We start from the raw sequence: 11390 nt of genomic DNA, 5'->3' as shown, positions 1-11390 counted from the left end.
GACAAAAGTATATATTTGCGGGACATTCAAAAAACAAAAGCCAAAAAAATATGAGTATTGATGTATTTCAATATAAAACTGGACTTTACCTTATTGCTTTCCTTTTGCAATACCATGTAGCTCTAGCTCAAAAACCGATTACCATTGGTCACCAATACCAGATTTCATCTCAAATTTTGGACGAAGAGCGAGAAATTTGGATCAGCCTACCTGATAGTTATGAAGACAGTATCTATAGTCAAAAGAACTATCCAGTATGCTATTTTTTCGATGGAAATTTACATTTCGAAAACCTAGTGGCTCAGACAAATCGCTTGTCCAGTGGCTTGTATGCCGAAATGCCAGAGGTTATTCTTGTGGGAATCATTCAAAAAGACCGAACTCAAGAATTGACTCCAACAGCAATGGCAACTCCGGAGGAATGGAAAAGAGCAGACTTTTCTAGTAGTGGAGGGAATCTGCAGTTCATGGAGTTTGTCGAACAGGAATTGAAAGCTTGGGTCAATCAAGAGTTCAGAACGAATGGCTATGAAATTCTGATCGGCCATTCTTTTGGAGGCCTTGCAGTAGCCAATGCCCTCATCACCCATCCGGAGAGATTTGATGCTTATGTACCCATAGATGCCAGCATGTGGTGGGATAGTGAAAAGCTGCTAAGCAGTATCGATAGTCTTTGGAATCCTTTGAAGTATGAAGGGAAAACACTTTTCCTTGCAAAAGCTAATGACTCCGGATCTGGTGAAGACCATCATAATGCTCTGTTTAAGTTTCGTGATGAATTCAACCGGCTTCAGCCAGGTAGTCCGCTGCGGTATCGGTATACTTTCTATGAAAAAGAAGGGCATGGAAGTGTAGTCGTGCCGGCAGAGTATGAGGCTCTGAGGTTTATTTTTGAAGGCTATGAAATGCCTGTAAAGCAGGTGATGAAAGACCCAAGCCTACTAGATGGGCACTATGAAGAAGTTTCCAAAAGACTTGGATATCGCGTATTGCCTGATGAAAAGATGATTGATGATTTGGCAAAGGTGTGTGAGCGGCAGGAACTGAATGAACAAGCAAAGGAATTGCTTCGGAGGAATACTGTCTATTATCCGCAAAGTAAACACGCCAAAAAGCGGTATTTGAATTTTGAGGATAAATAGTGGATTGTAAAGCAATACCTCTATGGAGGGCCTAGTTAAATCCTTAGACGTGTCATTGAATAGCTCTATGTCTATATAAGTAGTTAGATATCAGTATTTTATGAGTTTTTTCATTGCCGCTTCAGGAGGGTTTTATCATTTTCATTTCTGAGGTTATTGGTAAGTTTATCACCAAACTCACTAGGATATTACTCTTAGAGAGTCTGTTTATTTTACCTTGTTTGTACTATTTGGAAAAGGATTTATCCTTTTCCAAATAGTGATTGAGGAGTAAGTTTTTTAGTGTTTGATGTATTACCTGACTATTTAAAGATAAATATAGTTGGGTGGAAGGTGTCGAAATGACAGTTCTTCTACATCAATGTTTATACTCAAAGGCACGAGGTACTCCTCAAAAAGGAAGGTCATCTTCCTCAGATTCACCAGCGGTTGTTTGTGATTTGGCTTTGTTGCCACCCATGAGCAGAAACTCGTGGACGACTATCTCGGTGATGTATTTTTTGACTCCATCTTTATCCGTATAGTCGCGGTTGGTGATTTTGCCTTCGATGGCGATTTCAGATCCTTTGTCCGTGTATTTTTCTAGGATTTCCGCTTGCTTGCCCCAGACGACGAGATGGTGCCAGGTGGTCTCACTGACTTTTTCGCCTTGTGCATTTCTGTAGGTCTCACTGGTAGCGAGATTGACACTACCTTTGATTTTACCGGAGTCGAAAGTTTTGACTTGGATTTTGTCGCCCATACGGCCGATTAGCTGAACTTTGTTTCTTAGCGCATTCATGATGTTTGTTGTTTAAATTGTGAGTTTGATTTTTCGTTTCGCCAGAGGAAAAACTTGATGGTCCAAAGTTCAGAGGCGGGGCAAGAATTAGTCGGGAAGCAGTCGTTAGTATCCGATAGTAGTCGTTTGTCATCGGATAATCTTTGATTCTAGGGAATTATGGCAGAATAATTTTTAGAAAAAATGAGTAGGTTTAGGAGAAGGAAATTATCTGATCATGCCTAGACCGGTGTATACGTGTAGCTTTTTTAATTGCTGGTCTGGATTTTAAGTTTTGAAATGGAACAGGTTTTAGAAATCATCTCATCCCGGGACTTTATCTTTTTTGCTGCCGGAATAGGAATCAGCGGCCTGATCGGATGGTATATTTCTTCTCATTTCTCTACTCCCCGCATCCGTGAATCGAAACTAATACAGCTTAAAAAGATCAAGCAAACTGATTTTGGGCAAAACAGGGAGTACATGCAAGCTAAAGAAAATGAATTCCTAGAAGATCCTTTTTTTGGACAATTTATCATTCAGCCAAATGGGGTGATGATTGATACAAAGAATGAGTTAATGTGGATCAGAGCACCTTGGGGAATGAATTGGAATGGAAGAGAATTTGTCGGAGAGCCAGTGAGCTTAGATTGGTATGAGGCATCCCATTATTTTGGGAAGGGGGCTGCTGCGGGACATAACCCAACAGGAACCATTAGTGAGAAAGACTTAACGACTTCGAATTTGATGGATCACTACCAGATGGGAAAAGCAACGATTCTGTTTGCCAATTACGATGATTGGCGTATGCCCACAGCTTATGAACTTAATAGCCTGAGTTTTGTGGTCAAAGAGGAGGAAGGCTACCAATCATTTAGTAGTGACAAAGCGGTAGCTTTGAGAGAACGACTCTTCCCCAACTTAAAAAAACTATCCCAAAACTTACTTTGGTCTGCCAATCTGGCCCACAGCGGATGCGCATGGGCAGTAGATGGGAACTGGCCGCCCGGTGATGTCAAGCTGGATACCAAATATTTTGTGCTTTTTGTCAGAAGTGCCAAGGGCTAAAAAATTGTTCAATTGTTGGCTCTCTTCTGGGGAATTTCTGGGTAAAGATTGTGGGTGCTTTTATAACTTGATATAGAATCTAGTTTATTGAGTGAAGCTTCCTTTTTTGAGAAAATTTCTAGGTTTAGGGATGAAAAAATAGTGTTCGGGATATAGGGAATTTGTGCTGTATTAAAAAATGAAATATTTAAATCTATATCTTGACTTTGAACCGAGTTGGGACACTTATAATAGAGTGACAGAAATATTTGGGCGGACTCCTCAAAAACATGAAAAATCAAAATTTGATGAAACCGATAAACCTTCAACTTGGTGGCTACAACTATTGGAAGATGAAGAAAATGACATTTATGTTGACTTCATTAATGTTTTCATGGACTTACTTGAACCAAACTTTGAAAGGTTAAAATCCATTGGGGTTGGTAAGGAGAATATTTTGATTTGGCTTATATATGAATACGAACACCAATGTGCTTTGGAATTAAGTCCTAAAGAACTTGAACGTTTAGGAAAAAATGGAATAGCCCTGAACATTGACTGTCATACAAAAAAAGTAGAAAACTGAGCACAAAAACGCATGTAGCTTATGGTGATTAAAAGTCTGTTAGCAAAGTTTCAATTTGTAGCGAGTTTTGGTTTCGGTGGATCCCGCAGTTGCGGGACTTCGAAACCGTGATAAGCCATATGCAAATCGTTGTAGGCAAAGCATAGATGAGAGATAAATTAATAGGCTGGGGACTTATTGGACTAAGTACTCTTTTGTTGCTCTGGAACTGGGAAAAGTATGTGGATTTTTACTATGTCTTTGAGAAGAGAGAAGTCTATTTACGACTTAAGGACTATCTAATAGCTGTAGCTCAAGGGACAATGTACTTGCTTATCTTCATTACGGGGGTTGCATTGGAACATAGTTACATAAAACAAAAAGAGAACAAACGGAGAGCAAATTTTTCCTTCATAATCATGCTGACAATTAGGATTGTTCTTGAATTACCATTTTACAAGTGTGAGTTCTACGGTATTCCTCATTCATTCTGGAAAAGTCAAAATGGACACTTTCACTAATTTGGACAGGCAGATAGATGAGAAACGAGGCACTACTTATGCACCCACGATAGACACTAACTAACACAAAATGACCTGATTTGACGCCGAAGAAGCAATTAGAATCAACTTTCTCCTATCAGTGAGGATCGGAAAATACCACCAGAGGTTTGAATGGGTGCTTTACGAATTATAACCAATTGGATCAAATGAATTCTAATTGGCTCAAGATAGACTCGTGGGAAACGGAGAAATTTGATATTGGCGACCGAACTGCTCGAAGAGACATTATTGATTTAGAAGAAAAAGGCTTATTGATAAAAACAGGCGATTTAAAAACATCCGAATACCTTTATAAAGATAAAATCGACCGATAAATGGCCGATAACTAGGTGAAATGTCCGATAAATGTCCAATAAACAGCCTATCCTTCTCAGCCATACATCCCGAAAGCTTTCGGGACCAAGTCGCACAAGGCAACCGCACATACCGAAACTAGTCAAATAGTATGTCCGTCCACCGAACGGTGGTAAACCGAAAAGGCCTACCTCGAAAGGGAAAATACAAGGAATACTTGAACTAAGAAAACCTAAGGGATCTCTGTTGGTAACCGAAAGTTTAGAGCTAAAAAGAGTCCACCAATCCAAAAAAAGCGCAAGCCATTCGACCTCCGCTTACGTGCTTTCTTGCTTAAAAAGGAAGGTCTTCCTCATCAGTTTCACTAGTTGTTGTTTGTGATTTGGCTTTATTGCCACCCATGAGCAGGAACTCGTGGACGATGATCTCGGTGATGTATTTTTTGACACCGTCCTTGTCGGTAAAGTCGCGGTTGCTGATCTTGCCTTCGACGGCGATTTCAGATCCTTTGTCGGTATATTTTTCTAGGATTTCTGCTTGCTTGCCCCAGACGATGAGATGGTGCCAAGTGGTTTCGCTGACCTTTTCGCCTTTTGCATTTCTGTAGGTCTCACTGGTAGCGAGATTGACACTTCCTTTGATTTTTCCAGAGTCGAAAGTTTTGACTTGGATTTTGTCGCCCATGCGGCCGATTAGCTGAACTTTGTTTCTTAGCGCATTCATGATGTTTGTTGTTTTGATTGTGAATTTGATTTTTCGTTTCGCCAGAGGAAAAACTTGATGGACCAAAGTTCAGGAGGGGGGCAAGAATTAGTCGGGAAGCAGTCGTTAGTATCCGACAGTAGTCGTTTGTCATCGGATAATCCTTGATTCTAGGGAGTTATGGCAGAATAATTTTTAGAAAAAATGAGTAGGTTTAGAGAAGAAAAAATTGAATTAGGTATATAAGCACGTTAGCGGTCACTTTTAGAGGACTCCAAGCGAAATCAGCAAAAATCATTATTGGAAAATGTCGCTTAGAAGAGAACTGATATACATTGACGAAAAAGACAAAACAGATAGAATTGCTGAGTATTCGTATCAAGGCGACAAAATAAGAATCGTATTCCACAACACGAACAAGGAGTTCTTTTATAGCAGAACGAGAGCAAGAATTGTAAGAACAGCTGTAAGCAGTGACAAGGCATTTAACGTCTTCAATTATCTAAAAGAAATTGCAGAAACTGTAGGACTAAAAACAGAAGAAGGGAACAATATACTGGCAAGGAGTTACGAAAGCATTGCTGCCATTCAAGAAGACTGTGTGCTTGAGGCTTTTTTAAATCATTCTTTATCTGCCGCCAAAGGAAGCAAAACAAATCCTGATTTTTTCCCTTTTGGTTTTAATCTAAGCCAACGAAAGGCTGTAAATATTGCCTTTTCCAACAATCTCAGTGTAATTGAAGGCCCACCGGGAACGGGCAAAACACAAACCATTCTGAACATCATTGCTAATGCTATTTTGAATGAGCAAAGTGTGGCGGTGGTGTCAAGCAATAACTCAGCTACCAAGAATGTCTATGAAAAGCTTGAGAAAAACGGCGTTGAATTTATAGCAGCACTTCTTGGAAACTCTCAAAACAAAAAGGAGTTCATTGATTCGCAAAAAGCAATTCCCGACCTATCGGAATTCCATTTGGATGATGAAGAAAAAGCAAACTTGAAAGAAAGGGCAACCACGCTTGTTTCCGTGCTCTCCGAAAATCTTAGTAAGAAAAATGAGTTGGCGTTATTAAAACTTCAACTTGAAAACATCGAAACGGAATACGAACACTTCAAAGAAACACATAAGGACAAAGCGGAGAAAACTGTAGCGTTTCGAAGAGATATCACGGCTGATAAAATCCTTCAATTTTGGATAACACTGGAATCATTTGGCAACAGACATAGGAAAATCGGATTCATCAAAAGATTCATTTTTCGACTGAAATACGGTATTAAGGATAAGTCATTCTATACCAATTCACTTGGTGAGATGATTTACATCTGTCAGTCAAAGTATTATCCAACCAAGATTAGTGAACTTATTCGAAGAATAGAATCATTAGAAACTTCTTTACAGAATTTTTCATTTGACGACAAAATGAAAGAATACTCAGAAACGTCAATGCAACTCCTTAAGGCGGAATTGTGTAAGCGATACAATAACCAAAATCGATAACCCTATACGATTTCAGAACTTCGCTTTCAGTCAGACAAATTCATTAAAGATTACCCCGTCATTATGAGTACAACTTACTCATTGAGACAAAGCTTATCTGAGGACATTTCTTACGATTATGTGATCATTGATGAATCCTCGCAAGTTGATTTGGCAACTGGTGCACTGGCTTTATCATGTGCTAAACGAGCGGTCATTGTTGGAGATACTAAGCAATTGCCGAACGTGGTTGATGCCAATATGCAAGAGAAAACTGACATGGTTTTCAATGCTTACCAACTGCAAGAACCTTATCGTTATGCAAATCACAGCTTGCTATCATCCCTCCTTGAATTATTCCCCAATGTTCCAAAGACGCTTCTGAGAGAACATTATAGGTGCCATCCGAAAATCATAGAATTCTGCAACAAGAAATTCTATGACAGTCAACTCATTATTCACACACAATACCCTGAGAAGCGCCAGCCTCTTGTTGTTTATAAAACGGCTCACGGGAATCACGCAAGAGAGCGAATGAATCAACGACAAATAGACATGATAAAACAGGAGATCATTCCAAATGAGAACCTGGAAAATGTGGATTTAGGAATTGTTACTCCCTATCGCAATCAAACTAATGCATTGCAAAGTGCATTTCAGGGGACATCCATTAAATCCGATACGGTTGACAAGTTTCAGGGCAGAGAGAATGAAGTTATCATTCTTTCAACGGTTGATAATGATATCTCAGAGTTTACGGATAATCCTAATCGTTTAAATGTAGCAGTCTCCAGAGCCATAGATCAATTGATTGTTATTGTCAATGGAAATGACAATGAAAGCGATAACAACATTTCTGATTTGATAAAATACATTGAGTATAACAACTTCTCAATTGTACAAAGTGAGTTAAGCTCCATTTTCGATTTGCTATATAGGGGCTATGAGGAGGAACGAGCAAAGATTATCGCGAAATCCGGGAAGGTTTCAGAGTTTGATAGTGAGAATCTAATGTTTCAACTAATCAAACAAGTCTTGGCTGAAGACCAATTTTTGAAGTATGATATCCTCCTTCACTTCCCCATAAGACACCTCATTAGGGATTTCTCTAAGCTAGACGAACAAGAAGTGAAATACGCATCAAATCCATTGACACACCTTGACTTTTTGATATACAATAAGCTTAGTAAAGCTTCTGTGCTCGGAATAGAAGTTGATGGCTTTGAATATCACAAAGGTGGAACTAAGCAAGCCGACAGGGATAAGATGAAAGACAGAATCTTGGAGAAGTATAACTTTCCAATTCTGCGCTTTAGAACAAATGAAAGCAACGAAAAGGAAAGATTGAGAAGTAAGTTGGTTGAACTACAAAACATAAAACGGAATATAGGCGAACCGCTAACTAACAATATAGCACATGCCTCTACTGAGCTATCTAATACTGAATTGGGAAACCGAAACTTGACCGATATTTGAAAGGCCAGAGGCACGTGCCATATCTGGTCGTTAGCAAAGTTTCAATTTGTAGCCAACTTTGGTTTCGGTGGATCCCGAAGTTGCGGGACTTCGAAACCGCCACAAGTCATATGCAATTCGTTGTGCTTCATGCAGAAAAAGACAAAATGAACATTCAAGAAGGATATAAAATTGACGAACCCGACATTTTCGTTCCTTGGGACATTGACGAACAGACTTTGACTCAGAAATTGAATGGACACGACTTTAAGCATGTAACGGCAGGCTATTACACCATTTCATGTACATCCTTGAATGGACTATGTTGTATGCTCGGATTTCACTTTGAACCCAGGAAAAACGGAAATTTAAACGAATTGGAATTTTTCCGAACAGACTACAACGACCTTGAGAAATCATTTAACAACTTTCAATCTCATTTCGAAAAAGAATTTGGAAAACCGACTTCAGAAGCAAATGGAAACGAAGGATATAAAAATTATGCTTGGAAATTTGAGTCGGTTCAAATAGTCCATTACGTGTTCGACAGATTTGGACCAGAAGAACACATGAGAATTAAAAAAATAAAAAAGGACGAAAGCACAACAACACCTACAAGCAGGCGGGCGGACAGTGCTAAACGAAACGATAATACTTTTAAAAAACTATGGTTTCGGCTGACAGGAAAGTAGCTTTTAAAGCCCGCCTGCTCATAGCCAAACCGTTGTGCTTCATGCTGAAAATAATGAAATGAAAAGATTTTTAACGATACTAGCGTTTTTGACTATTTCCATTTTTTCGTTTGGACAAGTTCCGACTGACCAGACATATAAAATGACAAGTCAAGACAATTTTGATTGGCTAAAAAAAGTAAAAGCCTTGGACGATAAATCTCAATTTGAATCCATAAGACAACGACTTTTATTTAACAGAAATGCAACAACGACTGACCAAAATTTGGAATCTCCGATTTTCATAATAGATGGAATTCTGATTACAGACACAATTGATCTAAAAACTCAGAATTTCTTAATAAATCAGTTGACTTTTGAGAATACGGACATTGTGATATTAGAACAACAGACCGAAGAATTTATTTGGTGTAAACCATTTACAGGAGTGATTGTAATGACAATTGCCGACAACAGAACGAGAAAAGAATTTAAAAAAATAAAATAAAGCCGGAACGCCCAATAATATCTAAGCTTCAGGGGGCATGGCGGCAGTCCGCGAGGTTTTTACTTGTCCACCATTTTTACTCATAGCCGACACGATAGCTTTTGTAAAATCCGTTTGAAAGCTTAGCCGGTCCGTTGCAAAGACAAAGAGATAATAGGAAGAGGAAAATTGAAATCCAACATCCAACATCCAAACTTCCAACCTCCCACCACCCTACATCCCCCGAATCAACTCAGCGGCCAAATTGATATTTTCCACTTCCGTAAATCGCTCATGCTCGATGACATGGTCCACCTGCTCATGCTCCCATGTGATATGGAAAGGAATATGAATCGCATGTCCTCCCAACTCCAAAACAGGCAAAATATCGGACTTAAGACTATTTCCTAGCATGACAAACTCCTCGGGTTTCACATCCAAGTGCCGGATTAACTTGTCGAAATCAGCTACTTTCTTTTCACTCATGATTTCGATATGGTGAAAATACTGTTCCAATCCTGACTTTTTGAGTTTGCGTTCCTGATCCAGCAAATCCCCTTTTGTCGCCAGTACAATTCGATAATCTCCATTGAGGGACTGAAGAACCTCCTCGACTCCTGGGAGCAGCTCAACAGGCTTTTCTAGCATTTCTCTGCCGATTTGAATCACTTTCTCGATCAGGGCTATGGGCATCTGTTGATCCGTCACATTCATGGCCGTTTCGATCATGGATAGCATGAATCCTTTGATCCCGTAGCCATAGAGGCTGAGGTTTTGGATTTCGGTACGGTAGAGTTCTTTGATGCTTTGATGAGCCGGTAGGAAATCCTCCAGCAGCGAAGCGAACTTTTCTTCTGCTTCCCGAAAAAATGGTTCGTTGACCCAGAGTGTGTCGTCCGCGTCAAATGCAATTACTTGAATAGGCATAGGGTTAAGCGTATTATCCATGGTCCAAAGACCGCAGGGTTGGGGTTTTTGAGTTTATTTGCTTTTAACTAATAGAACTTCTGAAGTGTAGAGACTCGACCACCGACGGCCGACGACAGTCCATAGCCATTCTATTGAGAGTCAGACCTTACCTTTTTTTCGTACGGAATGAAAGCTGATTTATTGAATGAAATTTTAGAAATCATTTAATGAAATATGATTACCCGTGATCACACCAGTTTAATATGAAGACGGCTAAAAAGAAGCCCTATAGAGAGTTCCAGGCCGCTTCTGTCTCCTGTCTCCTGTCTTCCAGTCCTTATAGCAAATGAAAATGGGGAGGATGCGCAAAAGCGGATACTCATTTAAAGAATGTTTCTCAATTGCTCTCCAAAGCCTTCATCCAGTCAAGCAGTACGTCTCGCCAGTTTTCGACAGGACCCTTTCCCAAGCCAAAGGAAAAGCCATGACCACCTTTTGGATAGATATGCAATGAAGCCGGGATGCCATGCTGATGCAATGCTTGATAGTACAAAAGACTGTTTTCGATTGGCACGCCTGTATCATCTTGCGCATGAACCAAAAACGTCGGAGGTGTCTGCTCCGTGACATTTTTCTCGTTAGAAAAGCGATCTACCAATTCTGGGGAAGGGTTTTCTCCCAAAAGGCTTTTCTTCGAGCCACCGTGAGTGTATTTCTCTTGGAAAGTGATCACGGGATAGACCAAAATGGAAAACGCTGGTCTGGCGTCAAGTAAGTCTATCTCATCTTTGCTGCGATCCAGCTCATGAGCATATTGGGTGCTAAGGGTGGAAGCAAGGTGTCCACCAGCCGAAAAGCCCATGATTCCCACATTTGCCGGATTGATGTTCCACTCAGCGGCATGGGCTCTTGTCAGACGGATGGCCCGCTGAGCGTCGAGCAATGGTACTTCTTTGGGATCGGTCAGGGATTTGGAGATAGGAAGTCTGTATTTGACGACGATCCCTGCGATGCCTTGTGCGTTTAGCCACTTGGCGAAATCTGTTCCTTCCCAGTCATAAGCCAAAATGCCGTAGCCACCTCCCGGGAAAATCATCACGGCTTGGCCCGTAGCAATTGACTTATTCGGTAGGTAAACTTCGATGGTGGGTATCTGTACGTTCGCGATGCGAATGATATTCTCCTGACGAACCTCTTCTTCAAACCCCATGTCCTCCTGCAGCGGAGGCGTGCCTTCCCAGAGAGGAATAATGTGATTTTGAGCCATCGTAGCCGTTGAAATTAAAAATAGGGATAGGAAATAGATCGCTTTTTGCAT

The 11390-nt window shown here is 40.3% G+C and carries 12 protein-coding genes; 8 read left to right on the top strand and 4 right to left on the bottom strand.

The window, feature by feature from the left end; translation table 11 throughout:
* Window positions 1-50 precede the first annotated feature (50 nt).
* Window positions 51-1142: an alpha/beta hydrolase gene (locus tag G460_RS0106825; protein WP_026954657.1), complete on the top strand. Its 1092-nt coding sequence runs from the start codon at window positions 51-53 to the stop codon at window positions 1140-1142.
* Window positions 1143-1533: 391 nt separating this feature from the next.
* Here the strand turns inward: G460_RS0106825 and G460_RS0106820 are convergent, their stop codons facing one another.
* Entirely contained in the window at window positions 1534-1923 is a 390-nt protein-coding gene (locus G460_RS0106820; RefSeq protein WP_026954656.1) for a single-stranded DNA-binding protein, read from the bottom strand.
* A gap of 279 nt (window positions 1924-2202) precedes the next feature.
* Between G460_RS0106820 and G460_RS0106815 the strand changes: the two genes are divergently transcribed.
* The 3 genes from G460_RS0106815 to G460_RS23515 all read left to right on the top strand — a co-directional run bounded on the left by G460_RS0106815 (window position 2203) and on the right by G460_RS23515 (window position 4391).
* Entirely contained in the window at window positions 2203-2970 is a 768-nt protein-coding gene (locus G460_RS0106815) for an Lcl domain-containing protein (RefSeq protein WP_026954655.1), read from the top strand.
* Window positions 2971-3148: 178 nt separating this feature from the next.
* The gene (locus G460_RS0106810) at window positions 3149-3535 is read left to right on the top strand and encodes a hypothetical protein (protein ID WP_026954654.1); all 387 of its coding nucleotides are present in this window, start codon (window positions 3149-3151) and stop codon (window positions 3533-3535) included.
* Window positions 3536-4223: 688 nt separating this feature from the next.
* Window positions 4224-4391 carry a DeoR family transcriptional regulator gene (locus tag G460_RS23515; protein ID WP_084421192.1) on the top strand — a complete coding sequence of 56 codons (168 nt, stop codon included), beginning with the start codon at window positions 4224-4226 and terminating at the stop codon, window positions 4389-4391.
* Between the two features lie 313 nt (window positions 4392-4704).
* Here G460_RS23515 and G460_RS21555 read toward each other — a convergent pair whose 3' ends face one another.
* Window positions 4705-5094: a single-stranded DNA-binding protein gene (locus tag G460_RS21555; RefSeq protein ID WP_051315987.1), complete on the bottom strand. Its 390-nt coding sequence runs from the start codon at window positions 5092-5094 to the stop codon at window positions 4705-4707.
* 286 nt (window positions 5095-5380) lie between these two features.
* On the opposite strand from G460_RS21555, the gene G460_RS22620 reads away from it, so the two are divergent.
* From G460_RS22620 to G460_RS0106780, 4 genes are all read left to right on the top strand, one after another.
* Window positions 5381-6571 carry an AAA domain-containing protein gene (locus G460_RS22620; protein WP_051315948.1) on the top strand — a complete coding sequence of 397 codons (1191 nt, stop codon included), beginning with the start codon at window positions 5381-5383 and terminating at the stop codon, window positions 6569-6571.
* 9 nt (window positions 6572-6580) lie between these two features.
* Window positions 6581-8026, top strand: a complete 1446-nt coding sequence (locus tag G460_RS22615) for an AAA domain-containing protein (protein WP_342667604.1) — start codon at window positions 6581-6583, stop codon at window positions 8024-8026.
* Window positions 8027-8136: 110 nt separating this feature from the next.
* On the top strand, window positions 8137-8697 hold the full coding sequence (locus tag G460_RS0106785; RefSeq protein WP_157366879.1) for a hypothetical protein: 561 nt from the start codon (window positions 8137-8139) through the stop codon (window positions 8695-8697).
* Window positions 8698-8755: 58 nt separating this feature from the next.
* Complete coding sequence (locus tag G460_RS0106780) at window positions 8756-9184, top strand: hypothetical protein (protein WP_157366878.1); 429 nt, start codon at window positions 8756-8758, stop codon at window positions 9182-9184.
* Window positions 9185-9397: 213 nt separating this feature from the next.
* On the opposite strand, the gene G460_RS0106770 is transcribed toward G460_RS0106780, so the two are convergent.
* Both G460_RS0106770 and G460_RS0106765 read right to left on the bottom strand, forming a co-directional pair.
* Window positions 9398-10090: an HAD family hydrolase gene (locus G460_RS0106770; RefSeq protein ID WP_026954650.1), complete on the bottom strand. Its 693-nt coding sequence runs from the start codon at window positions 10088-10090 to the stop codon at window positions 9398-9400.
* A 379-nt stretch (window positions 10091-10469) separates the two neighbouring features.
* The gene (locus G460_RS0106765; RefSeq protein WP_026954649.1) at window positions 10470-11390 is read right to left on the bottom strand and encodes an alpha/beta hydrolase; all 921 of its coding nucleotides are present in this window, start codon (window positions 11388-11390) and stop codon (window positions 10470-10472) included.

Source organism: Algoriphagus vanfongensis DSM 17529, from assembly GCF_000429465.1.
Lineage (GTDB): Bacteria > Bacteroidota > Bacteroidia > Cytophagales > Cyclobacteriaceae > Algoriphagus > Algoriphagus vanfongensis.
Note: the sequence above shows the minus strand (reverse complement) of the source record. Positions and strands in the feature narration are given on the sequence as shown.

Excerpts from the sequence above, each read along its gene's own strand:
- G460_RS0106825 (WP_026954657.1), top strand. The coding sequence starts at position 51 with ATGAGTATTGATGTATTTCAATATAAAACTGGACTTTACCTTATTGCT.
- G460_RS0106820 (WP_026954656.1), bottom strand. The coding sequence starts at position 1,923 with ATGAATGCGCTAAGAAACAAAGTTCAGCTAATCGGCCGTATGGGCGAC.
- G460_RS0106815 (WP_026954655.1), top strand. The coding sequence starts at position 2,203 with ATGGAACAGGTTTTAGAAATCATCTCATCCCGGGACTTTATCTTTTTT.
- G460_RS0106810 (WP_026954654.1), top strand. The coding sequence starts at position 3,149 with ATGAAATATTTAAATCTATATCTTGACTTTGAACCGAGTTGGGACACT.
- G460_RS23515 (WP_084421192.1), top strand. The coding sequence starts at position 4,224 with ATGAATTCTAATTGGCTCAAGATAGACTCGTGGGAAACGGAGAAATTT.
- G460_RS21555 (WP_051315987.1), bottom strand. The coding sequence starts at position 5,094 with ATGAATGCGCTAAGAAACAAAGTTCAGCTAATCGGCCGCATGGGCGAC.
- G460_RS22620 (WP_051315948.1), top strand. The coding sequence starts at position 5,381 with ATGTCGCTTAGAAGAGAACTGATATACATTGACGAAAAAGACAAAACA.
- G460_RS0106785 (WP_157366879.1), top strand. The coding sequence starts at position 8,137 with ATGCAATTCGTTGTGCTTCATGCAGAAAAAGACAAAATGAACATTCAA.
- G460_RS0106780 (WP_157366878.1), top strand. The coding sequence starts at position 8,756 with ATGAAAAGATTTTTAACGATACTAGCGTTTTTGACTATTTCCATTTTT.
- G460_RS0106770 (WP_026954650.1), bottom strand. The coding sequence starts at position 10,090 with ATGCCTATTCAAGTAATTGCATTTGACGCGGACGACACACTCTGGGTC.
- G460_RS0106765 (WP_026954649.1), bottom strand. The coding sequence starts at position 11,390 with ATGCAAAAAGCGATCTATTTCCTATCCCTATTTTTAATTTCAACGGCT.